The organism is Mammaliicoccus sp. H-M34, assembly GCF_022386495.1.
Lineage (GTDB): Bacteria > Bacillota > Bacilli > Staphylococcales > Staphylococcaceae > Mammaliicoccus > Mammaliicoccus fleurettii.
Genome location: NZ_JAJNIK010000004.1, coordinates 237,928 through 264,046 on the forward strand (window position 1 = coordinate 237,928; position 26,119 = coordinate 264,046).

General features: G+C 33.8%; 30 protein-coding genes. 29 read left to right on the forward strand and 1 reads right to left on the reverse strand.

Going from position 1 to position 26,119, the window contains the following annotated elements:
* The first annotated feature begins 43 nt into the window (after positions 1-43).
* Positions 44-1,645 carry a CTP synthase gene (locus LQ608_RS07560; protein ID WP_078358033.1) on the forward strand — a complete coding sequence of 534 codons (1,602 nt, stop codon included), beginning with the start codon at positions 44-46 and terminating at the stop codon, positions 1,643-1,645.
* A gap of 57 nt (positions 1,646-1,702) precedes the next feature.
* Here LQ608_RS07560 and LQ608_RS07565 read toward each other — a convergent pair whose 3' ends face one another.
* Positions 1,703-2,227, reverse strand: coding sequence for a DUF2529 family protein (locus LQ608_RS07565; protein WP_239751063.1), 525 nt, complete (start codon positions 2,225-2,227; stop codon positions 1,703-1,705).
* A 60-nt stretch (positions 2,228-2,287) separates the two neighbouring features.
* On the opposite strand from LQ608_RS07565, the gene LQ608_RS07570 reads away from it, so the two are divergent.
* The 28 genes from LQ608_RS07570 (at position 2,288) to murA (ending at position 26,118) form a co-directional block, all read left to right on the forward strand.
* The gene (locus tag LQ608_RS07570) at positions 2,288-2,641 is read left to right on the forward strand and encodes a response regulator (RefSeq protein WP_107509022.1); all 354 of its coding nucleotides are present in this window, start codon (positions 2,288-2,290) and stop codon (positions 2,639-2,641) included.
* 85 nt (positions 2,642-2,726) lie between these two features.
* The gene (gene fdaB, locus LQ608_RS07575) at positions 2,727-3,584 is read left to right on the forward strand and encodes a class IIb fructose-bisphosphate aldolase FdaB (RefSeq protein ID WP_078358030.1); all 858 of its coding nucleotides are present in this window, start codon (positions 2,727-2,729) and stop codon (positions 3,582-3,584) included.
* A 295-nt stretch (positions 3,585-3,879) separates the two neighbouring features.
* Positions 3,880-5,136 (forward strand): UDP-N-acetylglucosamine 1-carboxyvinyltransferase, encoded by a 1,257-nt coding sequence (locus LQ608_RS07580; protein ID WP_078358029.1) that lies wholly within the window; start codon positions 3,880-3,882, stop codon positions 5,134-5,136.
* A gap of 72 nt (positions 5,137-5,208) precedes the next feature.
* On the forward strand, positions 5,209-5,538 hold the full coding sequence (locus LQ608_RS07585) for a winged helix-turn-helix transcriptional regulator (RefSeq protein ID WP_078358028.1): 330 nt from the start codon (positions 5,209-5,211) through the stop codon (positions 5,536-5,538).
* 166 nt (positions 5,539-5,704) lie between these two features.
* Positions 5,705-7,132 (forward strand): aldehyde dehydrogenase family protein, encoded by a 1,428-nt coding sequence (locus tag LQ608_RS07590; RefSeq protein ID WP_239751065.1) that lies wholly within the window; start codon positions 5,705-5,707, stop codon positions 7,130-7,132.
* 266 nt (positions 7,133-7,398) lie between these two features.
* A complete protein-coding gene (gene rho, locus LQ608_RS07595; protein WP_078358026.1) occupies positions 7,399-8,715 on the forward strand; it encodes a transcription termination factor Rho in 1,317 nt (438 codons plus the stop codon).
* A 109-nt stretch (positions 8,716-8,824) separates the two neighbouring features.
* A complete protein-coding gene (locus tag LQ608_RS07600) occupies positions 8,825-9,079 on the forward strand; it encodes a type B 50S ribosomal protein L31 (protein WP_078358025.1) in 255 nt (84 codons plus the stop codon).
* A 118-nt stretch (positions 9,080-9,197) separates the two neighbouring features.
* Complete coding sequence (locus tag LQ608_RS07605) at positions 9,198-9,797, forward strand: thymidine kinase (RefSeq protein WP_107509023.1); 600 nt, start codon at positions 9,198-9,200, stop codon at positions 9,795-9,797.
* Positions 9,790-10,866, forward strand: a complete 1,077-nt coding sequence (gene prfA / locus LQ608_RS07610; protein WP_239751066.1) for a peptide chain release factor 1 — start codon at positions 9,790-9,792, stop codon at positions 10,864-10,866. The genes LQ608_RS07605 and prfA overlap by 8 nt, the downstream gene beginning before the upstream one ends.
* Positions 10,853-11,707: a peptide chain release factor N(5)-glutamine methyltransferase gene (gene prmC, locus LQ608_RS07615; RefSeq protein ID WP_239751067.1), complete on the forward strand. Its 855-nt coding sequence runs from the start codon at positions 10,853-10,855 to the stop codon at positions 11,705-11,707. The genes prfA and prmC overlap by 14 nt, the downstream gene beginning before the upstream one ends.
* Positions 11,708-11,798: 91 nt before the next feature.
* Complete coding sequence (locus LQ608_RS07620; protein ID WP_078358021.1) at positions 11,799-12,845, forward strand: L-threonylcarbamoyladenylate synthase; 1,047 nt, start codon at positions 11,799-11,801, stop codon at positions 12,843-12,845.
* Complete coding sequence (locus tag LQ608_RS07625; RefSeq protein WP_078358020.1) at positions 12,842-13,258, forward strand: low molecular weight protein arginine phosphatase; 417 nt, start codon at positions 12,842-12,844, stop codon at positions 13,256-13,258. Before LQ608_RS07620 ends, LQ608_RS07625 begins: the two co-directional genes overlap by 4 nt.
* Before the next feature lie 86 nt (positions 13,259-13,344).
* Positions 13,345-13,782: a ribose 5-phosphate isomerase B gene (rpiB, locus tag LQ608_RS07630; protein ID WP_078358019.1), complete on the forward strand. Its 438-nt coding sequence runs from the start codon at positions 13,345-13,347 to the stop codon at positions 13,780-13,782.
* Positions 13,782-14,303, forward strand: a complete 522-nt coding sequence (locus LQ608_RS07635; protein ID WP_078358054.1) for a TIGR01440 family protein — start codon at positions 13,782-13,784, stop codon at positions 14,301-14,303. Before rpiB ends, LQ608_RS07635 begins: the two co-directional genes overlap by 1 nt.
* 24 nt (positions 14,304-14,327) lie before the next feature.
* Positions 14,328-15,569 (forward strand): serine hydroxymethyltransferase, encoded by a 1,242-nt coding sequence (locus tag LQ608_RS07640; RefSeq protein WP_239751069.1) that lies wholly within the window; start codon positions 14,328-14,330, stop codon positions 15,567-15,569.
* Positions 15,570-15,591: 22 nt separating this feature from the next.
* The gene (gene upp / locus LQ608_RS07645) at positions 15,592-16,221 is read left to right on the forward strand and encodes a uracil phosphoribosyltransferase (RefSeq protein ID WP_078358017.1); all 630 of its coding nucleotides are present in this window, start codon (positions 15,592-15,594) and stop codon (positions 16,219-16,221) included.
* A gap of 21 nt (positions 16,222-16,242) precedes the next feature.
* Positions 16,243-17,379 (forward strand): non-hydrolyzing UDP-N-acetylglucosamine 2-epimerase, encoded by a 1,137-nt coding sequence (gene wecB, locus LQ608_RS07650; RefSeq protein ID WP_239751071.1) that lies wholly within the window; start codon positions 16,243-16,245, stop codon positions 17,377-17,379.
* Between the two features lie 162 nt (positions 17,380-17,541).
* Positions 17,542-17,892 carry an ATP synthase subunit I gene (locus LQ608_RS07655; protein WP_078358015.1) on the forward strand — a complete coding sequence of 117 codons (351 nt, stop codon included), beginning with the start codon at positions 17,542-17,544 and terminating at the stop codon, positions 17,890-17,892.
* Between the two features lie 30 nt (positions 17,893-17,922).
* Positions 17,923-18,645, forward strand: coding sequence for a F0F1 ATP synthase subunit A (gene atpB, locus LQ608_RS07660; protein WP_078358014.1), 723 nt, complete (start codon positions 17,923-17,925; stop codon positions 18,643-18,645).
* Between the two features lie 53 nt (positions 18,646-18,698).
* Positions 18,699-18,917 (forward strand): F0F1 ATP synthase subunit C, encoded by a 219-nt coding sequence (atpE, locus tag LQ608_RS07665; protein WP_078358013.1) that lies wholly within the window; start codon positions 18,699-18,701, stop codon positions 18,915-18,917.
* Positions 18,918-19,016: 99 nt separating this feature from the next.
* Positions 19,017-19,541: a F0F1 ATP synthase subunit B gene (locus LQ608_RS07670; protein WP_078358012.1), complete on the forward strand. Its 525-nt coding sequence runs from the start codon at positions 19,017-19,019 to the stop codon at positions 19,539-19,541.
* On the forward strand, positions 19,541-20,080 hold the full coding sequence (locus tag LQ608_RS07675) for a F0F1 ATP synthase subunit delta (RefSeq protein WP_239751073.1): 540 nt from the start codon (positions 19,541-19,543) through the stop codon (positions 20,078-20,080). The genes LQ608_RS07670 and LQ608_RS07675 overlap by 1 nt, the downstream gene beginning before the upstream one ends.
* 18 nt (positions 20,081-20,098) lie before the next feature.
* On the forward strand, positions 20,099-21,613 hold the full coding sequence (gene atpA / locus LQ608_RS07680; protein ID WP_239751075.1) for a F0F1 ATP synthase subunit alpha: 1,515 nt from the start codon (positions 20,099-20,101) through the stop codon (positions 21,611-21,613).
* A gap of 31 nt (positions 21,614-21,644) precedes the next feature.
* Positions 21,645-22,514, forward strand: coding sequence for an ATP synthase F1 subunit gamma (gene atpG, locus LQ608_RS07685; protein WP_239751077.1), 870 nt, complete (start codon positions 21,645-21,647; stop codon positions 22,512-22,514).
* A gap of 18 nt (positions 22,515-22,532) precedes the next feature.
* Complete coding sequence (atpD, locus tag LQ608_RS07690) at positions 22,533-23,948, forward strand: F0F1 ATP synthase subunit beta (protein ID WP_078358008.1); 1,416 nt, start codon at positions 22,533-22,535, stop codon at positions 23,946-23,948.
* Positions 23,949-23,970: 22 nt separating this feature from the next.
* A complete protein-coding gene (locus LQ608_RS07695) occupies positions 23,971-24,375 on the forward strand; it encodes a F0F1 ATP synthase subunit epsilon (RefSeq protein WP_078358007.1) in 405 nt (134 codons plus the stop codon).
* Between the two features lie 65 nt (positions 24,376-24,440).
* Positions 24,441-24,671 (forward strand): DUF1146 family protein, encoded by a 231-nt coding sequence (locus tag LQ608_RS07700; RefSeq protein WP_078358006.1) that lies wholly within the window; start codon positions 24,441-24,443, stop codon positions 24,669-24,671.
* A 151-nt stretch (positions 24,672-24,822) separates the two neighbouring features.
* Positions 24,823-26,118, forward strand: a complete 1,296-nt coding sequence (murA, locus tag LQ608_RS07705; RefSeq protein ID WP_078358005.1) for a UDP-N-acetylglucosamine 1-carboxyvinyltransferase — start codon at positions 24,823-24,825, stop codon at positions 26,116-26,118.
* The last annotated feature ends 1 nt before the right edge of the window (position 26,119 follow it).

Consider the following 26,119-nt stretch of genomic DNA (forward strand, 5'->3'; position numbering starts at 1 on the left):
GGGAGCGTTTTTTATTTTTTAATTATCAAATGGAGGTACAATCATGACAAAGTTCATTTTCGTAACAGGTGGCGTAGTTTCGTCTCTTGGTAAAGGTATCACTGCAGCATCACTAGGAAGATTACTTAAAAATAGAGGATTAAATGTAACAATTCAAAAATTTGACCCATACTTGAATGTGGATCCAGGTACTATGAGTCCATATCAACATGGCGAAGTATTCGTAACTGAAGATGGTGCTGAAACAGATTTAGATTTAGGTCATTATGAAAGATTTATTGATATAAATTTAAATAAATATTCTAACGTAACAGCAGGTAAAGTTTATTCACACGTTTTAAAGAAAGAAAGACGTGGAGATTTCTTAGGTGGAACAGTTCAAGTTATTCCACATATTACAAATGAAATTAAATCAAGATTATTGATGGCGGGTGAAAGCACGAACGCTGATGTAGTTATTACTGAAATTGGTGGTACTACTGGTGATATTGAATCACTTCCATTTATTGAAGCAATCAGACAAATCAAGAGTGATCTTGGTCGTGAAAATGTTATGTACATCCATTGTACGCTTCTTCCTTATATTAAAGCAGCAGGTGAGATGAAGACTAAACCAACTCAACATAGTGTTAAAGAGTTAAGAGGTTTAGGTATTCAACCTGATTTAATTGTTGTACGTACAGAATATGAAATGACGCAAGACTTAAGAGATAAAATTGCATTATTCTGTGACATCAACAAACGTGCTGTTATCGAGTGTCGTGATGCAGATACATTGTATCAAATACCATTAGCACTACAAGAACAGCATATGGATGATATTGTTATTGAAAGATTATCTTTAGATGCTGCAGCAGAAGCGGAATTAACTGAATGGAACCAATTATTAGATACTGTTCGTAATTTAGAAGGAACAGTGAAAATTGGTTTAGTAGGTAAATATGTGAGCTTACAAGATGCTTATCTATCAGTAGTAGAAGCATTGAAACATGCTGGTTATGACTTTAAATCAGATATAGAAATAAAATGGATAAATTCTGAACACTTAAATGACAAGAACTATCAACAAGAATTATCAGATGTTAATGGTATTTTAGTACCTGGTGGTTTTGGTGATAGAGGTGTTGAAGGTAAAATTTTAGCTATACAATATGCCCGTGAAAACAATATTCCTTATTTAGGAATTTGTTTAGGTATGCAATTAGCAACAGTTGAATTTGCTAGAAATGTAGTTGGGTTACATGATGCTCATTCAGCAGAATTAAATCCAAATACACCTTATCCAATTATTGACTTATTACCAGAACAAAAAGATATTGAAGATTTAGGTGGTACTTTAAGATTAGGTGTATACCCATGTAAAATTGAAGAAGGTACAATTGCCCATGACGTTTACGGTGAAGTAGAAGTTGATGAAAGACACCGTCACCGTTATGAATTTAATAATGAATATCGCGAAAGATTAGAATCTGAAGGCATGAGATTCTCAGGAACAAGTCCAGATGGTCGTTTAGTTGAAATAGTAGAACTAGAAAATCATCCATGGTTTGTAGCTTGTCAATTCCATCCAGAATTTCTATCAAGACCTACACGTCCACAAAAATTATTTAGAGGATTTGTAGAAGCGAGTATCAAAAATAAATAAATAATAACAAAGCTCATCACGTAATTTTACGTGATGAGCTTTTATAATGGATGAAAATTATTCTTCATTTAAATCTTGCTTCATCTCATACATTTCAGCAAACATGATATAATATATATAATTTAAAGCCATAAGATGTGGTGTAATGATTTTGCTGTAATCTGCAGTTGGGACAATCGCTCTAGGTGTAGATAAATCTATATAATGCATTAGTGATTCATGTGTGTTATGCTCTTTATCTTTATTTGAAATAACTACGAAATCGATATCTTCATCAATTAATTTTTTAATCCATTGATTCAGTTCGGGTGTAAAAAATGAACCAACCAATAAGACGCGATCTGTTGTATCAATCGTATTGATTTCTTCTAATGAATCTAATGTTATTGAATGCGGTAGGCTTTCAGTACTTTTTGTCATAAATTCACTGAAATAGTTGATTTCATCAAAAGTTTTAATAAATATTTTACCTTCGCCGTTTGCCGCTTGCATGAGTAACTGTGATGCAATTTCAATTTCTTCTAATTGAGCATCTATTTTAGTGAATATACCATTTAGTTGGGTATTAAAAATTTTAAGCAATGTGTATTCTCCTTATAAACGTAATTAAATTTATTTTATAGAAAAAGCGAGGTATCTTCAATGGATGTACTTATTATAGATGATGAAAAGAATATTAGACAATTATTAAAGGAAATATTGGAATTAAATCATTTTAAAGTTGATACTGCTAAAAATGGTCGCGATGGTATTGAATTATTTAATAAAAATTCTTATAAACTTATCTTTATAGATAAAAGAATGCCTGGCATTTCTGGTGAAGAAGTTTTTACAGAAATTAGAAAAACGAACAAAATAATACCTGTTTATATTATTTCAGCATTTCAATCATCAACAGAGATAGAAATCTTAAATAAAGGAAATATTACTGGAGTGCTAATGAAGCCGTTTACAATTCAAGAAGTTATGAAAATTGTAAGAAAACATTTAGGATAGGGCTTTCAAAAGGTGCATATGTTAATAAAGTTTGATATAATTATCTTGTAAATAATACGTGCGTTGCACAATAGGAGGAAACTCAATGCCTTTAGTTTCAATGAAAGAAATGTTAATTAAAGCGAAAGAAAACGGTTATGCTGTTGGACAATACAACATCAATAACTTAGAATTCACACAAGCTATTCTTCAAGCTTCACAAGAAGAAAATGCACCAGTTATTCTTGGTGTATCTGAAGGAGCTGGACGTTACATCGGTGGTTTCAAAACTGTTGTTAAAATCGTTGAAGGTTTAATGGAAGATTACAACATTACAATTCCAGTTGCAATTCACCTTGACCACGGTTCAAGTTTCGAAAAATGTAAAGAAGCGATTGATGCTGGATTTACTTCAGTAATGATTGATGCTTCTCATCACTCATTCGAAGAAAACATTGAAATTACTTCTAAAGTAGTTGAATACGCTCATGCTAACGGTGTTTCTGTAGAAGCAGAATTAGGAACTGTTGGTGGACAAGAAGATGACGTTGTTGCAGAAGGCGTAATCTATGCTGATCCTAAAGAATGTCAAGAACTTGTTGAAAGAACTGGTATTGATACTTTAGCACCTGCATTAGGTTCAGTACACGGACCTTACAAAGGTGAACCAAAATTAGGATTTAAAGAAATGGAAGAAATCGGAGCTTCTACTGGATTACCATTAGTATTACACGGTGGTACTGGTATCCCAACTCACGATATCAAAAAAGCTATTCCATTCGGTACAGCTAAAATCAACGTTAACACTGAAAACCAAATTGCATCTGTAAAAGCAGTTCGTGAAGTGTTAAATAACGACAGTGAAGTTTACGATCCACGTAAATATTTAGGACCTGCTCGTGAAGCAATTAAAGCTACAGTTAAAGGTAAAATCCAAGAATTTGGTACTTCTAACCAAGCATAATTAAATTAAATTCTTAATACTAAGAATAAAATATGAGGCTGGGACAATTTAATTTGTCCCAGCCTTTCATTGTTTTAGTATGATTTTGAGGTTGTCATAGATTAACTCCTGACTTAATTTATGTCTTAGGTGAACTCTTCGCTAATTAATCCAGTTTTTAAATAAATTAAGTTATTAGTATTTACTTTTTATGTTTTTGCGTTTATGTTATTGAATAGTATATAATGGAAATAATTATCTATTCATGTTGAGAGAGTATGCATTCTCTAAGACGATGAAGTAAAGGAGTAAACATATGTCTCAAGAAGTTATAAAAATAAAAGGTGGAAACAAGTTAAACGGCAAAGTACAAATAAGCGGGGCTAAAAATAGTGCAGTAGCATTAATACCTGCTAGTTTGATGGCAAATGATGTTGTAACTTTAGATGGTCTACCAGATATTTCAGATGTAAAAACGTTAATGAGCTTATTAGGCGATTTAAATATAAAGACAGATTTAGATGGTGACCAACTTGTAGTAGACTCTAGTGACGCAGTTAATTTACCATTGCCAAATAATAAAGTTCAGTCATTAAGAGCATCATATTATATGATGGGCGCTATGCTTGGACGATTTAAAAAATGTGTTATTGGATTACCTGGTGGATGCCCATTAGGACCTAGACCAATTGATCAACATATAAAAGGTTTTGAAGCATTAGGTGCAAAAGTGACTAATGAGCAAGGTGCTATGTATTTAATTGCTGAAGAATTAGTTGGTGCAAAAATATTTATGGATGTTGTAAGTGTTGGTGCAACGATTAATATTATGTTAGCTGCTTCATTAGCTAAAGGGAAAACAGTAATTGAAAACGCTGCAAAAGAACCTGAAATTGTTGATGTTGCTACTCTATTAAATAATATGGGTGCAAAAATTAGAGGTGCTGGTACAGATACATTGAAAATTGAAGGTGTAGAATCATTACACGGCACAAAGCATGCAATAATACCTGATAGAATTGAAGCTGGAACGTATATGTGTGCGGCAGCTGCTATGGGTGAAGAAGTATATATAGAGAATATAATTCCATTACATTTAGAACCATTGATTGCTAAATTAAAAGAAATGGGTACTGAAATAGAACTTGGTGAAGACTCTATTTTAATTAAAGGGAAAGACGAGTATAAGCCGGTAGATATTCAAACTTCTGTTTATCCTGGTTTTGCTACTGACTTACAACAACCTTTCACTCCGTTATTATTAAAAGCTAATGGTCAAAGTAAAATAACAGAAACAATTTACCCAGCTAGATTTAAACATGTCGATGAACTTATTAGAATGGGTGCTAAAGTTAGTTTAGAAAATGGAACAGCTATTTATTATCCTTCAAAATTAACTGGAGCAAGTGTAGCTGCAAGTGATTTACGAGCTGGCGCTTCACTTTTAATTGCCGGTTTGATCTCTGATGGCGTCACAACTGTTTATAATGTTAATCATATTCACAGAGGATATAGTGGAATAGTGGATAAACTAAAAGCATTAGGCGCTGATATTTGGACAGAAACAGTATAACGAGTATAAAATGTATACTTTGTATATAAAGTGTAGTATAATTGTAATATAGAAGTTAAAGAGGTGAGTAACATGGAAGTATGTCCTTATTTAGAAGAAACATTTAAAGTTATAGGACGCAGTTGGAATGGTTTGATACTCAATTATTTATCACGTTGTGATGAACGATCTGCTCATTTTTCTGATATGAAAAGAGACCTTAAACGTATTACACCTAGAGCGTTATCTCTTAAATTAACCGAGTTAAGTGACTGGGGATTAGTTGAAAAGAAAGTTGTTACAACAACGCCTCTATCTGTTGAATATCAAATAACTAATAAAGGTTATGAGCTAGCTCAAGCTCTTGTACCATTAGAAGAGTGGGCACAGCGAAATGTTGAGTTAGAAGAAAACCATTCGTAAGGGAAAATAAGAGTCCCATCAGCAAAGTATAGATTACTTTTAGCTGGTGGGGCTCTTATTTTTTGTTTTAGTACACACTTTACAATCTATAAACACATCATTTTAATTATATGTATGTTTCGTACTATAATAATAGCTGTAACAAATATAAAGGAGTAGATAATTGATGAGACAAGATATCAAACAATTTATAAATGGCGAATGGGTAAGTAGCCACAGTGGAAAAACTCTTGATGTAATTAACCCAGCTACTGAAGAAGTAATGGGTCAAATAGCAGCAGGAAACAAACAAGATGTTGATGATGCAGTTGCAGCTGCTAAAAAAGTCTATGTGAAATTTAGAAATACTTCTTTAGAAGAAAGAAAAGCTTTATTAGAAAGAATCGCAGACGAATATGAAAATAGAAAAGAAGATTTAATAGATGTTATGACAGATGAATTAGGTTCACCAATTGAGAAATCTGAATCAGTTCATTATCAAATGGGATTGAATCACTTTAGAGAAGCAAGTAAAGCAATCGATTCAATACAATTTGAAGAACGTCGTGGAGATGACCTTGTAGTCAAAGAAGCAATTGGTGTTGCAGGTTTAGTTACACCTTGGAATTTCCCAACTAATCAAACTTCATTGAAATTAGCAGGTGCTTTTGCTGCAGGTTCACCAGTAGTATTGAAACCATCCGAAGAAACACCATTTGCGGCAATTATTTTAGCTGAAATATTTGAAAAAGCTGGCGTGCCAAAAGGTGTATTTAACTTAGTGAATGGTGATGGACAAAGTGTCGGTGATCCATTAAGTAGTCATCCTGATATTCGTATGATGTCATTTACAGGTTCAGGACCAACAGGTAGAAAAATTATGGAAAACTCAGCTAAAGACTTCAAAAAAGTATCATTAGAACTAGGTGGCAAATCTCCATTAGTAGTTTTAGATGATGTGGATATTGAAAAAGCTGCTAAAGGCGCAGTTGCTAAATTTGTACAAAATACAGGTCAAGTATGTACAGCAGCAACTCGTACATTAGTTCCAGAAAGCATTAAAGATGAATTTATTGCTGCAGCTAAAAAAGCAATTGAAAATGTTAAAGTTGGTAACCCAAGAGAAGAAGGTCAAGATACAGGTCCTGTAGTATCTAAAAAACAATTTGATACTGTACAAAGCTATATCCAAAAAGGTATCGATGAAGGTGCAACATTACTTCACGGTGGTGTAGGTAAACCTGATGGACTAGAAAAAGGATATTTTGTTAAACCAACATTATTCACAGACGTTACAAATGATATGACAATTGCTCAAGAAGAAATATTTGGTCCAGTAGGTACAATCATTACTTATAAAGACCTTGATGAAGCAATTGAAATTGCAAACGATACAATTTATGGTTTAGCAGCATACGTATACGGAAACGATAAAGATAAAGTAAGAGAAGTTTCTAAATTATTAGAAGCAGGTACTGTTGAAATTAATGATGCAGGCAGACAACCAAACTTACCATTCGGTGGTTACAAACAATCAGGAATTGGTAGAGAATGGGGAGACTACGGAATTGAAGAATTCCTAGAAGTAAAAGCAATCCCTGGTTATTATAAATAAAGTTTAAATTGGAAGAGGCTGAGACAATTAATTGTCTCAGCCTCTAATCATTATATTGACAATAGATGACTGGATTGAAAGTGTGCTTATAAGTAATATTATATAATTGAAACGTGCAAGAAGTGTTCACAAAGGCAGTTATTTTTCTTATTTATATCTATAACTTATTTTGTCATCATCCTAAAAAAATGCTATAGTTTAAAGGCAGATTATAAATCTGGTATTACAATAAAAGAATTAGATTTTAAGAAATGGGTGTCATAAAAATGGCTGAAAGAGTTAGAACAAGTCCACAGTATGAATCGTTTCACGAATTATACAAGAATTATACAACTAAAGAATTAACAACTAAGGCAAAAGAATTTAGAATAACAAATTATAGTAAATTAAATAAAAAAGAACTTGTCTTAGCTATTATGGAAGCTCAAATGGAGAAAGACGGTAATTACTATATGGAAGGTATCCTAGATGATATTCAACCAGATGGTTATGGTTTTCTTCGAACTGTAAATTATTCCAAAGGCGAGAAAGATATTTATATATCTGCTAGTCAAATTAGACGTTTCGAAATTAAAAAAGGTGACAAAGTAACGGGTAAAGTTAGAAAGCCTAAAGAAAATGAAAAATATTATGGATTACTGCAAGTTGATTTTGTAAATGACCAAAATGCAGAAGAAGTAAAGAAAAGACCGCACTTTCAAGCGTTAACTCCTCTATACCCACAAGAACGTATCCGATTAGAAACAACAGATAAAAAGCACTCAACAAGAATTATGGACTTAATTACTCCAATAGGTCTTGGTCAACGCGGCATGATTGTTGCACCTCCAAAAGCTGGTAAAACTTCATTGCTTAAAGAAATTGCAAATGCAATTGCAATTAACCAACCTAAAGCAAAATTATTTATATTATTAATTGGAGAACGCCCAGAGGAAGTAACAGATATAGAACGTTCAGTTGAACAAGCAGAAGTTGTTAACTCTACTTTTGATGAGCCACCTGAACACCATGTAAAAGTTGCAGAATTGTTATTGGAAAGAGCTAAGCGTTTAGTTGAGATTGGTGAAGATGTTATTATTTTAATGGATTCACTCACAAGACTTGCTAGAGCTTATAATTTAGTCGTACCGCCAAGTGGTAGAACACTATCTGGTGGTTTAGATCCGGCTTCACTTCATAGACCAAAACATTTCTTTGGAGCGGCAAGAAATATCGAAGCTGGAGGTAGTTTAACAATTCTAGCTACTGCTTTAGTTGAAACAGGTTCACGTATGGATGATATGATTTATGAGGAATTTAAAGGTACAGGTAACATGGAACTTCATTTAGACCGTAAACTATCAGAAAAAAGAGTGTTTCCTGCTATTGACATTAGAAGAAGTTCTACTCGTAAAGAAGAATTGTTGTTAGAAACTAATGAACTTGAAATGATTTGGCAATTACGTAATTTATTTACGGATCAGAATGATTTCTCTGAAAGATTTATAAGAAAATTAAAACGTACTAAGTCTAATGCTGAATTCTTTGAAGTTTTAAGAAAATCAATGGTTGAAAGTGCCAAAACAGGTAAACCGATTATATAAATTTAAGGTTGCAATTTAATTCTTCAACATATATAATATGTAAGTATTGAGTGAATTAGTCACAAATAAACTCTGTTCCAGATGGTTCAGGGCAAAGGAGCTGAAAAAAATGAAACAAGGAATTCATCCAGAGTATAATAAAGTTATCTTTTTAGATACAACTACAGACTTCAAATTCTTAAGTGGTTCAACACGTAGTTCTAACGAAACTATGGAATGGGAAGATGGTAACGAATACCCAGTTATCCGTTTAGATATCTCTTCAGATTCACATCCATTCTATACAGGACGTCAAAAATTCGCATCTGCGGATGGTCGTGTGGAACGCTTCAACAAAAAATTTGGTTTCAAATCAAACAACTAATTATGAAGCGAATCAAGCATCCTTTTTTAAAGGATGCTTTTTTTTGTAATTATTAATAAATATGTAAAAATAATATGATATAATTAAGCGATTATGTTGAAAAAGGTGGATAAGTAATATGTACGAAAATTACCATTCCGGATGGATAGAATGTATTTGCGGAAGCATGTTTAGTGGTAAGTCAGAAGAGCTTATAAGACGTCTGAGAAGAGGTTTATATGCTAAACAAAATGTAATAGTATTTAAGCCATCTATCGATAATCGCTATAGTGAAGAAGCTGTAGTATCTCACAATGGCAACCAACTAGATGCAATAAGTATAGAGCACTCAAGTGAAATTTTACATCGTGATTTACAAGGTATTGATATAATTGGAATAGATGAAGTTCAATTTTTCGACAATGAAGTTGTGGAAGTAGCTCAAAAATTAGCAGAAGAGGGCTATCGTGTAGTTGTAGCAGGTTTAGACATGGACTTTAAAGGTGTACCTTTTGAACCTATGCCTGAAATGATGGCAGTTGCTGAAATCGTTACAAAATTGCAAGCTGTTTGCGCAGTATGTGGCGCACCATCAAGTAGAACACAAAGATTAATAAACGGTGAACCAGCTCATATTGATGATCCCATTATATTAGTAGGAGCAGACGAAAGTTATGAACCGAGATGTAGAGATCATCATATAATAAGAACCGAAACAAGGAGTGATATAAATGTTTGATCAATTAGAAATTGTTGAAAATAGATACGAACAGTTAAATGAATTGTTAAGCGATCCAGACGTAGTATCAGATACTGACAAATTGAGAAAATACTCTAAAGAACAATCTGATTTACAAAAAACTGTCGATGTATATAGAACTTATAAATCTGTAAATGGTGACATTGAAGATGCTAAATTAATGTTAGATGAAACTTCAGACAAAGAAGACCAAGAAATGTTGAAAGAAGAAATTAATAGTCTAACTAAACGTATTCCAGAATTAGAATCAGAATTAAAATTATTATTGATTCCTAAAGACCCTAATGACGATAAAAACGTAATTATGGAAATTCGCGGTGCAGCTGGTGGGGATGAAGCAGCAATCTTTGCAGGTGATTTATTTAGAATGTATTCTAGATTTGCAGAAGCTAATGGATATAAAATTGATGTTGTCGAAGAAAATATAAGCGATCATGGTGGATACAAAGAAGTGAGTTTCTCAATTCAAGGTAATGGTGCATTCAGTAAACTTAAATATGAGAATGGTGCTCATCGTGTACAACGTGTTCCAGAAACTGAATCAGGTGGCAGAATTCATACATCGACTGCAACTGTTGCTGTATTACCAGAAGCAGAAGACGTTGAAATAGATATTAGAACTGAAGATTTGAAAATAGAAACTTATCGTTCAAGTGGTTCTGGTGGACAGCACGTTAACACAACAGATTCAGCAGTACGTATTACACATGTACCAACTGGAATAGTTGCTACATCATCAGAAAAATCACAAATTAAAAACCGTGAAAAAGCTTTTAAAGTATTGAAAGCTAGAGTTTACGATATGATGGTTCGAGAAGAAAATGCGAAATATGCTGAAAAGAGAAAATCAGCAGTAGGTACAGGGGACCGCTCTGAAAGAATAAGAACATATAATTATCCACAAAATAGAGTAACAGATCATCGTATAGGTCTAACTTTACAAAAATTAGATCAAATAATGGAAGGTAAAGTTGACGAAATAATAGATGCATTAACAATGCATGAACAAACAGAGAAATTGGAAGAACTTAATAATGGACAATTATAATTTTCAATTGTTATTAAAAGAAACTTATGATGAATTATCAGCACGAGGGTTTGAAACCTCTCGTGCTGATTGGCTATTAGAAGATATTACTGGGATGTCGAGAACAGAAATAGCTTTAAATTTTCAAGAAAAAGTACCTGAAAACATACTGAGTGAATATTTGTCTTATAGAGAACGTATGTATAAAGGAGAACCTGTACAATATATTGCTGGATTTGCGGAGTTCTATGGTAGGAAATTTAAAGTAAACCAAGATGTGTTGATACCAAGACCAGAAACTGAAGAACTTGTATATCAAACTCTACAGAAGATTCATAAGAAGCATTTAGTCTTGTGCGATATTGGTACTGGATCTGGAGCGATAGCTATTTCATTAAAAAAAGAGCGACCGGATTTGTCAGTTATAGCAACTGATATTAGTCCTAATGCAATTGCAATAGCAAAAGAAAATGCGAAACTTTTAGAAACTGAAGTTGAATTTTTATTAGGAGAATCCCTAAAGCCACTTATTGATAGAAATATTCAAGTGGATATTTTAGTATCTAACCCTCCTTATATTTCATATGACGAGCAAAAGCAAATGTCTGAGACTGTATTAGATTACGAACCGCACTTAGCTTTGTTTGCTCATGATGATGGTTTAGCTATATATAAAGACATTCTATCGAATCTTGATAAAGTAATAACACAAGGTGGACTTGTTATATTTGAAATAGGTTATTTGCAAGGTGATATATTAAAAACTTACATTCAAGAAAATTATAATATAGAAAACTTAGAAATTATCAAAGATATAAATCAAAACAATCGTATGATACAATTTAACTGGATAAATCAATAAAAGTTATACACGAAATGACTGGAGTTATCCACATTATGTGTATAACTTTTATTTTTATAGAATAAATGCTTTAAAGAAGGGAAGAAATGCCTTGGAAACATACGTTTGGGATGTGCGTAAGTATGTTCACAACTTACAAAGTTATCCACAAATCAATCAAATCGTTGAAGGATATCAACAAAATGAGCTTATCGCATTACCTACTGAAACTGTATATGGTTTAGGCGCAAATGCTAAAGATGAACAAGCAGTAAAAAAAATATATATAGCAAAAGGGAGACCTTCAGATAATCCACTAATTATTCATATTCATGATAAATCACAGTTAAATGATTTCACTCAAAATATATCAAAAGAAGCAGAAATATTAATGGATGCTTTTTGGCCAGGACCGATATCATTTATAGTTCCGTATAAAAAGGGATTTTTAAGTGATCGAGTAACAGGTGGTTTAAATTCAGTAGCGGTACGTATGCCGAGTCATATTATTGGTAGAGAAATACTGCAATTGACTAATTTACCTATCGCAGCACCAAGTGCAAATGTTAGTGGCAGACCATCTCCTACTAAATTTGAACATGTGAAGCATGATTTAGAAGGTAGAATTTTTGGGATTATTCAAGCGGAAGACGTAGATGAAGGTATTGAAAGTACAGTAATAGATTGTACAAGTTTCCCTTTTAAAATAGCTAGACCAGGATCAATAACGACTGAGATGATTAATGATGTATTACCTAATAGTGTCGTTAATGAAAAAATGGATATAGAGAAACCAATAGCACCTGGAATGAAATATAAACATTATGCACCTTCACAACCAGTTACATTGGTTGAAGGAGGTATAACTAAACCGATTAAAAGTTCAGTATATAAAGATGAAAGAATAGCTGTTATTGGACCTAAAAGTATAGAATCACTTATTTCAGAAGAAATGATTTTTATACCATTAGGAAAAAATGCAAAAGATATTAAAGGTGCGCATCACGATTTATATGATGCTTTAAGAATAGCTGACCAACTTATAGATATAGATAAAATATTAATAAGTGGATATATTCGAAATGAATCTACCGTTGCATTAATGAACAGAATAGATAAAGCAAGTGGCCATAATATAAAAGGAGAAGATGAATTGTGAAAATAGTTTTTATTTGTACTGGAAATACATGTAGAAGTCCTTTAGCTGAAGCCATTGCTAAAGACATAAAACCAAACTATGACATTCAGTCAAGGGGGATTTCTGCATTTGAGGGTACACCTATTTCGATACAATCTATGGAAATAATTATGAATAATAATTTACCGGTTCCTGGAACAGCCCAACAGTTTTCAGCAAGTGATTTAGATGCAGATCTAATACTAACTATGACTGAATCACATAAACTGATTTTAGAGTCACAATTTAATCATGGAAATATTCATACACTAAAAGAGTATGTAAAAGGTGAAAAAGGAGATATTTCTGATCCTTATGGGCGACCACAAAATATTTATCAAAATACTTATGAAGAACTGAGTATTCTCATAAAAGAATTATTACAGAGTAGTTAAGAATTCAAATAATTTGCAGAATCGCTATAACACACATAGAAAATACGTTATAATATTAATGTATAAACAAATTGGGAGGTGGGAAGATGAAAGTAGCTATTGCAGCAGACCATGGTGGCTTTGAATACAAAGAAGCAATAAAAAGATTACTTGATGAAATGAACATTGAATATAAAGACTTTGGTACACATGAAGGAGAATCAGTAGATTATCCTGATTATGCAAGACCGGTATCAGAAAGTGTTGCAGATGGAACATTTGATAAAGGAATTTTGATTTGTGGAACTGGAATTGGTATGTCTATTGCTTCGAACAAGGTAAAGGGGATTCGTTGTGCACTTGTGCATGATGTTTTTACCGCAGAAGTTACGAGACAACATAATGATTCTAATGTATTAGCAATGGGCCAACGTGTTATAGGCGAAGGTTTGGCACTTCTCATCGTCAAAACTTGGTTAACAAGTGAATTCGAAGGCGGAAGACACCAACGACGTATAGATAAGATTGAAGGCGGTTGTTCATGATTAAGCATTTAAAACAATTATTGGATGAGCTTAATTCAATTGGATTCTTTAATAAGAATGAACTATGCATCATCGGTTGTTCCACTTCAGAGGTAAGAGGTTCTAAAATTGGATCAGATGGATCAATCGAAATAGCTAAAGAACTGTTTGATAGTCTTGAATTGATACATAAAGAGACAGGTGTTCGTTTTGCTTTTCAAGGTTGTGAGCATATTAATCGTGCTATTACTATAGAACGTGAAGTATTCGATGCTTATTCAATGGCCGAAGTTTCTGTTATACCTCAAGTGAACGCTGGAGGAAGTTTATCAACCTATGCTTATCAACACATGAAAGACCCAGTTGTTGTTGAACACATTCAATGCGATAAAGGCATTGATATTGGTCAGACATTAATTGGTATGCATTTAAAGCACGTCGCAGTACCGATATCTATTGATACTAAAAATATCGGAGAAGCTATTGTTACAGTAGCTAAAAGTCGCCCCAAGCTAATTGGTGGCGCAAGAGCTAAGTATTAAATTCTTAAAAGTGAGGGATTGTACATGTCATTAATTAAAAAGCAAGACGAAGAACTTTTCAAAGCAATGGAAAAAGAGTTTGATAGACAGAATAATAATATTGAACTAATAGCATCTGAGAATTTTGTTTCTGAAGCAGTAATGGAAGCACAAGGTTCTGTGTTAACAAACAAATATGCAGAAGGTTATCCTGGTCGTCGTTATTATGGTGGCTGTGACTATGTTGATATCGTGGAAAATTTAGCGCGTGATAGAGCTAAAGCACTTTTCGGTGGAGACCATGTTAATGTACAACCTCATTCAGGATCACAAGCGAATATGGCTGTGTACTTTGTAGCTTTAGAGCCTGGTGATACTGTGCTTGGAATGAACTTAAGTCATGGAGGACACTTAACTCATGGATCTAAAGTTAACTTTAGTGGGAAGTTATATAACTTTGTAGAGTATGGTGTTTCTAAAGAAGATGAACAAATCGACTATGATGAAATTTTGAAAGTAGCAAAAGAAGCAAAACCAAAATTAATTGTCGCTGGTGCATCTGCTTACCCAAGACAAATTGATTTTAAACGATTTAAAGAAATTGCAGATGAAGTTGGCGCTAAATTAATGGTAGATATGGCACATATCGCTGGTTTAGTAGCAGCTGGTTTACACCAAAACCCTGTAGAATTTGCTGACTTTGTTACTACTACTACGCATAAAACATTAAGAGGACCAAGAGGGGGCATGATTTTCTGTAAAGAAGAATATGCTAAAGAAATTGATAAAACAATTTTCCCTGGAATACAAGGTGGTCCATTAATGCATGTTATCGCAGGGAAAGCTGTTTCATTTGGAGAAGCATTAGAACCAGAATTTAAGGAATACCAAAAACAAGTAATTAAGAATGCTCAAAAATTAGCTGCAACATTAGAAGAAGAAGGTTTACGAATTGTATCTGGAGGTACTGATAATCATTTAATCTGTGTAGATGTTAAAGGTTCACTTGGTATAACAGGTAAGTTAGCTGAAAATACATTAGATGAAATAGGTATTACATGTAATAAAAATACAATACCTTTTGACCAAGAGAAACCTTTCGTAACAAGTGGCGTTCGTCTTGGAACACCAGCTGTTACTTCACGTGGATTCGATGAAGAAGCAGTTGAAGAAGTGGGTCGCATTATAGCATTAGTGCTAAAAAACCCAGAAGATGAACAAACACTAAAAGATGCACATGAACGTGTATTATCATTAACTTCTAAGTTCCCACTTTACAACAAATAAATATTTATTGGAGGCTAGACTTATGGGTAAAGTACATGTTTTTGATCATCCATTAATTCAGCATAAATTGAGTTATATTCGTGATCAAAAAACTGGCACTAAGGAGTTTAGAGAGCTTGTCGACGAAGTAGGTATGCTTATGGCATATGAAGTTACAAGAGATTTCGAAACGAAAGAAGTCGAAATTGAGACACCGGTAACTAAGATGAAAGCTCAAAGATTATCTGGTAAGAAATTAGCACTTATTCCTATTTTACGTGCAGGATTAGGTATGACTGACGGTATAATGAAGCTTGTTCCAGCTGCAAGAGTTGGACATGTCGGTTTATACCGTGATCCTGAAACATTAGAAGCTGTAGAATATTTTGTGAAATTACCACAAGATATAGAAGAAAGAGAAATAATTGTAGTAGATCCTATGCTTGCTACTGGTGCATCAGCAATCGAAGCGATTCAGTCATTAAAGAATCGTGGAGCAAATAAAATACGTTTTATGGGCTTAATTGCTGCACCTGAAGGGGTTAAAGCATTACAAGAAGCACATGATGACGTAGATATTTACATTGCTGCATTAGATGAAAAATTAGATGACCATGCTTATATAACACCTGGTTTAGGTGATGCTGGTGATCGATTATTTGGCACTAAATAATATTAGGAGGATTTTATTACAATGAAGAAAATTATGACAATATTTGGTACGCGACCTGAAGCCATCAAAATGGCACCTTTAGTATTAGAGTTAAAAAATGATCCGGAGTTACAACCAATTGTAGTTGTAACTGCTCAACATAGAGAAATGCTAGATTCAGTTCTAGAAACATTCGACATTACTCCAGATTATGATTTAAACATTATGAAACAAGGTCAAACACTATCAGAGGTAACATCTAGAGTGTTAGGTGGACTTGAAAGTGTTATTCAAGAAGCGAAACCAGATATGATATTGGTACATGGAGATACAACAACTACTTTTGCAGGCAGTTTAGCAGCTTTTTATAATGAAGTTGCAATTGGCCATGTAGAAGCAGGGTTAAGAACTTGGAATAAATACTCTCCATTCCCAGAAGAAATGAATCGACAAATGACGGGGGTCCTTGCTGATTTACACTTCTCACCAACTGATCAGTCTAAACATAATTTACTTCAGGAAAATAAAAAAGACGAATCTATTGTTGTTACAGGTAATACAGCTATTGATGCGTTATCTACTACTGTAAGTGATGATTACGAAAGTGATATCATTAATCGTCATGAAGGTAAACGTATCGTACTATTAACTGCACATAGACGTGAGAACATTGGTAAACCTATGGAGAACATTTTTAAAGCTGTTAGACAAATCGTTGAAGAGCATGAAGATGTTGTAGTAGTTTATCCAATGCACAAAAATCCAAAAGTTAGAAATATTGCCAATCAAATTTTGAGTGATCATGAACGTATAGAATTGATAGAGCCTTTAGAAGTTATAGATTTCCATAACTTTGCTGCAAACTCACACTTAATCCTTACAGATTCAGGTGGTGTACAAGAAGAAGCGCCATCATTAGGTAAACCAGTACTTGTTTTAAGAGACACAACTGAGAGACCTGAAGGCGTTGAAGCGGGTACATTAAAACTTGTAGGAATAGAGCAAGACAATGTTTATAAAGAAACGAAAACATTGTTAACTGATCAAGCATTATACGAAAGAATGAGCATTGCTCAAAATCCATATGGTGATGGAAAAGCTTCTAAGAGAATTTGTGAAAATATTAAATATTATTTTGATATTTTGACAGAAGCACCAGAACCATTTAAAACAAAATAATAAAAGTGGTGGTTTGTGTCAATTCTGTGACAAATAAATGACAAAAAAATATTTTCTATTTTTGTCATAGCATTGACACTATAGGGCCACTATATTATCATGAAAATTGTGTGATGAAACGGTTTTCAAAGATATACCACTTATTTAAGGAGTTTCAGCTGAATGTTTGATATAAAGGGCTTTTTTAAGTCTTATTTACAGTATTTTATTTTTTTCATTATTATTCTAGTTGTAGTGTATTTCTTCTTGAAACATGAGTTTATTTTAGGACTCATTATTGGAACAATAGCATCAGCTGTTAACTTGTTTTCATGGGAAGTTTACCTCAATCGAGCAAAAAATGCTGAATCATTACAATTATCAACAGGAAACTGGGTCAGATATCTTGTGACAATCGTTGCATGCTGTTTTTGGCTTAAATATCCACTAATTGTTGATATTATTGGGATTTTATTTGGACTTATGATTGCATATGTCTTAATTATGTTTAGGTCTCTTAAAAGTCTCGATTAAATAATTAAAATTGTGAAAAGAGGTGAAGATATGGAACACGAATCACCTATGTGGTCCATCAATTTGGGAGGATTTGATTTATTATTCAATCTTTCGAGTATGTTAATGTTAGTAGTTTCTGCTGTAATCGTTTTTGGAATAGCCGTTTTTTGTACTAGAAACCTAAAAGTTAGACCTAGTGGTGCACAAAACTTTATTGAATGGGTATTTGACTTTGTTAAAGGTATTATCCAAAGTAATATGGCTTGGAAAGACGGAGGAAAATTTCATTTCTTAGCAGTTACGTTAATATTCTTCATATTTGTATCAAATATGCTAGGGTTACCGTTCTCAATTGTTGTTGGGCATACATTATGGTGGAAATCACCTACTGCGGATCCAACGGTTACTTTAACTTTAGCGACATTGATGGTTCTACTGACACATTATTATGGTGTTAAAATGCGTGGAACAGGAGCATACTTGAAATCGTTCGTACAACCTGTTGCTTTTATGGTACCTTTCAAAATTGTTGAAGAATTTGCTTCAACATTAACGCTTGGTCTACGTTTATACGGTAATATATTTGCAGGTGAAGTATTACTAGGTTTATTAGCAACATTAGCAGCAGGAGGCGCACTTGGTCTTTTCGGTGCAATTTTACCAGCGATAGTATGGCAAGGATTCTCAATTTTCATTGGATCAATTCAAGCGTACATATTCGTAATGTTATCAATGGTTTATATGTCCCATAAAGTGGCAGACGATCATTAATATATAATTTAAAAAAACAATTAATATTTTTAATTCTTAGGAGGAAATTTATAATGAGTTTAGGTGTAATAGCAGCAGCAATCGCGATTGGTTTAGCAGCATTAGGAGCAGGTATTGGTAACGGTCTTATCGTATCAAGAACAGTAGAAGGTGTAGCACGTCAACCAGAAGCACGTGGTCCATTAATGACAATAATGTTTATCGGTGTTGGTTTAGTTGAAGCCCTTCCTATCATTGCAGTAGTAGTAGCATTCATGGTAATGAATCGATAAATTAACATATTTTTAGAACAGGCGAAGTCTATCTAAAAAGGATTTCGCCATTCATTTATGAGATGTTTTACATCTTTATTTGCAATGAAAGGAGTGTAATTGGCAGTGGATCAAAACGTATTAGTTTTAGGTGCAGCAAGTGGTGGTGTCGAATGGGGAACAGCACTATTCACATTAATCACATTTATCGTCCTGTTAGCTTTATTAAAAAAGTTTGCTTGGGGTCCGTTGAAATCAATCATGGATGAGCGTGAAAACTCTATCAACAAAGATATTGATGATGCTCACGATGCAAAAGTAAAAGCTAAAAAATTAGAAGAAGAAAATAAAGATTTACTTAGAAAGACTCAAGAAGAAGTACAAACGATTCTTGACGATGCTAAACATCAAGCAAAAACACAACAAGAACAAATTATTAATGATGCAAATGTTAAAGCAAATGGCTTAGTACAATCAGCTCAAGCAGAAATTCAACAAGAAAAACAAAGAGCTATTTCTGAAATAAACAACAGAGTTTCTGAACTTTCTGTACTAATTGCTTCTAAAGTAATTAATAAAGAAATTTCTGAACAAGACCAAAAAGACCTTGTTGAAAAATACATTAAAGAGGCAGGGGATAAATAATGGCGAACATAAGTCAAAAATATGCCCAAGCACTATATGATGTAGCAGAAGAACAAAACTTAACAGATGACATTTTAAATGAACTTGATCAAATAACAATAAGCGTTAAAGGTCTATTAAGTGAAGTAAGAGCAATTGATAATAATCCTAAATTAGCAAAAAATGAACGACAACAATTTGTAGAGAACGTATTTAAAGGTGTTTCCAAACCATTATTAAATACATTATTCTTACTAGCTAATAATAGTAAATTATCTTTAATTCCTGAAATTGATGGAGATTACAGAAAAATTTACAATCAGGTACATAGTCAAGATTTAATGAAAGTGGAATCTGTCTATCCATTATCAAATGAAGAGTTAGATGAAATTGGTAAAGCATTTATTAAAAGAACGGGTTTGAAAAAACTCATATTAGAAAATCAAGTTAATGATTCATTAATTGGTGGCATTCGAGTATCCATTGGTACAAAAGTTTACGATGGCTCAATTCAGAATGATTTAACTCAATTAACAAAATCATTTCAACAAATGAAATAATATTAAGGAGTGACATAGATGGCCATTAAAGCTGAAGAAATCAGTGCTTTATTACGCTCTCAAATAGAAAACTATGAGTCAGAAATGTCAGTTACCGACGTTGGTACAGTAATCCAAGTCGGAGATGGTATTGCATTAGCTCATGGCTTAAACGACGTTATGGCAGGCGAACTATTAGAATTCCATACTGGCGTTTTAGGTTTAGCACAAAACTTAGAAGAAAATAATGTAGGTATCGTTATTTTAGGACCTGCTGAAGGTATTAAAGAAGGCGACGAGGTTAAACGTACTGGTCGTATTATGGAAGTACCTGTAGGGGAAGAATTAATTGGACGAGTTGTAGACCCATTAGGACAACCACTTGATGGACAAGGTCCAATCAATACGTCAAAAACACGTCCTGTAGAATCACCAGCTACTGGTGTAATGGATCGTAAATCAGTTGACGAACCTCTACAAACTGGTATTAAAGCAATTGACGCATTAGTACCAATTGGACGTGGACAACGTGAGTTAATCATTGGAGACCGTCAAACAGGTAAAACAACAGTTGCAATTGATACGATTCTTAACCAAAAAGACGAAGATATGATTTGTATTTACGTTGCTATTGGTCAAAAAGAATCTACTGTACGTACTGCGGTTGAAACATTACGTAGACACGGTGCTTTAGATTATACAATAGTTGTTTCTGCATCAGCAGCACAACCAGCACCATTACTTTATATCGCACCTTATGCTGGTGTTAGTATGGGTGAAGAGTTCATGTTTAATGGTAAACATGTATTAATCGTATATGATGATTTAACTAAACAAGCAGCAGCTTATCGTGAGTTATCTCTATTACTTCGTCGTCCGCCAGGTCGTGAAGCATACCCAGGTGATGTATTCTACTTACACAGTCGTTTATTAGAACGTGCTGCTAAATTGAATGATGATTTAGGCGGTGGTTCAATTACAGCGTTACCATTTGTTGAGACACAAGCTGGAGATATTTCATCTTATGTTCCTACAAACGTTATTTCAATTACAGACGGACAAATTTTCTTACAGTCTGATTTATTCTTCTCAGGTGTAAGACCTGCTATCAACGCTGGTTTATCAGTATCACGTGTTGGTGGTTCTGCTCAAATCAAAGCTATGAAAAAAGTTGCAGGTACATTACGTCTTGATTTAGCATCTTATCGTGAGTTGGAATCATTTGCTCAATTTGGATCTGATTTAGACCAAGCTACTAAATCTAAATTAGAGCGTGGTAAACGTACTGTTGAAGTACTTAAACAAGATCAAAACAAGCCATTGACTGTAGATCGTCAAGTCGTTATTTTATATGCTTTAACTAAAGGTCACTTAGATGATATTCCAGTTGGAGATATTACACGATTTGAAGATGAATTCTTAAATTGGATTGATGCTAACGCAAGCGATCTATTTAAAGAAATTCGTGAAACAAAACAATTACCATCAGATGATAAATTTGTTTCTGCAATCGATGCATTCAAAAAAGTATTTAATAAATCTCACATAGAGTAATATTAAGCTTTAAATAAAAGGTGGTGAAATTGTGGCTTCACTAAGAGAAATCAAAGGAAGAATCACTTCTACGCAAAAAACGAGTCAAATTACTAAAGCGATGAATATGGTGTCGAATTCTAAATTGCGTAAAGCAGAAGAGAATACTCATGCATTCCAACCTTATATGGATAAGATTCAAGATGCAGTAACGGCAATAGCTTCTAAAAGTTCAGATGTTTCACATCCAATGCTAAAGACAAGAACTGTTAAACGTTCTGGTTACTTAGTTATTACTTGTGATAAAGGACTTGCAGGACCATATAGCGCTAATATTTTAAAAAATGTAGTAAATGATATAAAAGAAAAACACAACAATAATGAAGATGAATATGCAATTATTGTTGTAGGTCGAGTAGGTCGAGATTTCTTTAAAGCTAGAGGATATAACGTAGTTGAAGAATATGTAGGCTTATCAGACCAACCAACGTTTAAAAATGTTCAAGCATTAACTGAAAAAGCTGTAGATTTATTTACAGAAGAATACTATGACGAGTTAACAGTTTACTATAGTCATTTTGTAAGTGTTCTTGAACAACAAGTGAAATCGAAAAGAATCCTTCCTTTATCTGATGAAGATACTGGAAAAGGTTCAAGTATGATGGCTGGTTATGAATTTGAACCAGATAAAGAGACAATATTAAAAGTTATCTTACCGCAATATACAATTAGTTTAATCTATGGTGCATTATTAGATGGAAAAGCTAGTGAACATGCCTCTAGAATGACAGCTATGAAGAATGCAACAGATAACGCTTCAGAATTAATAGATGATTTATCATTACAATATAACAGAGCTCGACAAGCTGCAATTACTCAGCAAATTACTGAAATTGTCGGTGGAGCAGCAGCACTCGAATAATGATTAGGAGGAATTTACATGGGATTAGGCCGAGTAACGCAAATTACAGGGCCAGTTATTGACGTTCGATTTCCACATGGTGAATTGCCAGAACTTAATAATGCATTAACAGTTAAAGTAGACCGCCCTGATGGCAAAAGCTTTGATTTAGCATTAGAAGTTGCTTTACACCTTGGTGATGATGTTGTACGTTCTATAGCAATGGCGTCAACTGACGGTGTTAAACGTGGACAAGAAGTTACTGATACAGGCAGAGCTATATCGGTACCTGTTGGTGATGCTACGTTAGGTCGCGTTTTCAATGTATTAGGTGAAAAAATTGATTTAGGTGAAGAAATTGATGAAAGTGTGCGTCGTGACCCAATTCATCGTTTAGCTCCTAAATTTGAAGATTTATCTACTAAAGTAGAAATTCTTGAAACAGGTATTAAAGTAGTAGACTTATTAGCACCTTATATTAAAGGTGGTAAAATCGGTTTATTCGGTGGTGCCGGTGTTGGTAAAACAGTACTTATTCAAGAATTAATCAATAACATCGCTCAAGAACATGGTGGTATTTCAGTATTCGCGGGTGTTGGTGAACGTACTCGTGAAGGTAACGATTTATACTATGAAATGAGTGATTCAGGCGTTATTAAGAAAACGGCAATGGTATTCGGTCAAATGAACGAGCCACCTGGTGCCCGTGCAAGAGTTGCGCTTTCTGGTTTAACAATGGCAGAATATTTCCGTGATGAACAAGGACAAGACGTATTGTTATTCATCGATAATATCTTCCGTTTTACACAAGCAGGTTCAGAGGTGTCAGCGCTATTAGGTCGTATGCCTTCTGCAGTTGGTTACCAGCCAACATTAGCTACTGAAATGGGACAATTACAAGAACGTATTACATCTACAAATAAAGGATCAGTTACATCTATCCAAGCGGTATTCGTACCAGCCGATGACTATACTGACCCAGCGCCAGCAACTGCTTTCGCTCACTTAGATGCAACAACGAACTTAGAACGTAAATTAACTGAAATGGGTATCTACCCTGCAGTTGACCCATTAGCATCAACATCACGTGCATTAACTCCTGAAATTGTTGGAGATGAGCATTATGATGTTGCGCGTCGAGTACAACAAACTTTACAAAAATATAGAGAATTACAAGATATCATTGCTATCCTTGGTATGGATGAGTTATCTGATGATGATAAGAAAACAGTAGAACGTGCACGTCGAATTCAGTTCTTCTTATCTCAAAACTTCCACGTAGCTGAACAATTTACTGGTCAAAAAGGATCTTATGTACCAGTTAGCCAAACTGTACAAGATTTCAAAGCAATACTAGAGGGACAATATGACCATATCCCAGAAGATGCTTTCCGATTAGTCGGTGGTATTGAAGCAGTTCTTGAAAATGCTAAAAACATGGGTGTAGAGGTCTAATAATAATTAGGAGGAATGGAAAATGAATACATTTACCTTAGATGTTGTCACTCCTAATGGATCTGTTTACTCAGCAAAAGAAGTAGAACTTGTTGTTTTACATACTGAAACTGGTGAGATGGGTGTAATGGCTGGACATATTCCAACTGTTGCAGCATTAAAAACTGGATACGTTAAAGTAAACAAAACAAGTGGTACAGAGTATTTAGCTGTTTCCGAAGGATTTGTTGAAGTAAGAACCAATAAAGTTACAGTTCTAGTTCAATCGGCTGAAACTGCCGAAGAAATAGATAAAGACCGTGCGATTAATTCTAAAGAACGTGCTGAAGAACGATTGAATAGTAATCGAGACGAAGTTGACTTTAGACGTGCTGAACGTGCACTTCATCGTGCGATTAATCGAATTGAAGTGGCTAAATTTAGATAATATTTTAAGAGGCTGAGACAATTAATGTCTCAGCCCTTTTTATACTATAGAAGGGATATTTTGTTATGGAATATTATGGTCAATTAGGTATAATAGGACTCGTTTTACATGTTATCTGTGTTTGTCTTGCGTTTTGGGCACTACAGGGCATTCGACTAGAATTTATTTTTAAGAAAAATCATATTGCGCAAGCTCAAACATTTATTATTATTTTATCGATTTTATTAGGCACATCTGTAAGTCGTTTTATTTTAGATATACTCCAATATTCGCTACAATTAAAATTACTATTCTAATAACTACTAGAAAATACATAAATAAATGAAAAAAGAACAAAAAAGTAGTATAATGTTTTGGTGATGTTTATGAATCAAGGAAAATGTGTATTTAATATATATATACGTTTGTAAAATAAATTATAGTAAAGTTTTTTTGGAGGATAAATATATGGATAAAATCGTCGTAAAGGGCGGAGCGAGTCTTAATGGCACAGTTGTAGTCGAAGGGGCAAAAAACGCAGTACTACCAATATTAACAGCTACACTTTTACCAAGTACTGGTCAAAGTGTATTAACTAATGTACCTAAGCTAAGTGATGTTGATACAATAAATACTGTTTTAACACATTTAAATGCAGATGTAGAATATGAAGCAGATAAAAATACTGTTAAAGTTGATGCATCAAATACTTTAAAAATTGAAGCACCGTATGAATATGTAAGCAAAATGAGAGCAAGTATATTAGTAATGGGACCATTGTTAGCAAGAGAAGGTCATGCTAGAGTCGCATTACCAGGTGGTTGTGCAATTGGATCTAGACCAATCGAACAACATTTAAAAGGTTTCGAAGCATTAGGTGCAGAAATTGAGCTTCATAATGGATTTATTGAAGCAACGACACCTAACGGACTTAAAGGTACGAAAATCTATTTAGACTTCCCTAGTGTTGGTGCTACTCAAAATATTATGATGGCAGCTGTATTAGCGGAAGGTAAAACAGAAATTCAAAATGTTGCTAGAGAGCCTGAAATTGTAGACTTAGCCAATTATTTAAATGAAATGGGTGCACAAGTACATGGTGCAGGCACTGATACAATAAGAATCACTGGAGTACAACAATTACACGGGGCAGAACATTCAATTATTCCAGATAGAATTGAAGCAGGTACGTTTATGATAGCTAGTGCAATTACTAGAGGTAATGTGAACGTAATTGGTGCAATTAGAGAACATATGACAAGTTTAGTTTCTAAATTAGAAGAAGCTGGTGTTCAAATTACAGACATTGAAGATGGATTAAATATCCAAGTTCCAGGAGAAATTAAAGCGATTGATATTAAAACGATGCCTCATCCAGGTTTTCCTACAGATATGCAGTCACAAATAATGGCATTATTATTAACTGCTAATGGAACGAGTAAAGTAACTGAAACAGTATTTGAAAATAGATTTATGCATGTTGAAGAATTTAAACGCATGAATGCTGATATATTCATAAATGGTAGAAGTGCAATGGTTACTGGAAACAGCAAATTACAAGGGGCTGAAGTTAAAGCCACTGATTTAAGAGCTGGAGCATCTTTAATACTTGCAGGATTAGTATCTGATGGTTATACAAATGTTACAGAACTTAAACATTTAGATAGAGGTTATGTTGACTTTCATGGTAAACTTAAAGCATTAGGTGCGGACGTAGAACGTATTAATGATCAAGGGAAGTTAAACGATAAAGCGAGGGTTTAGT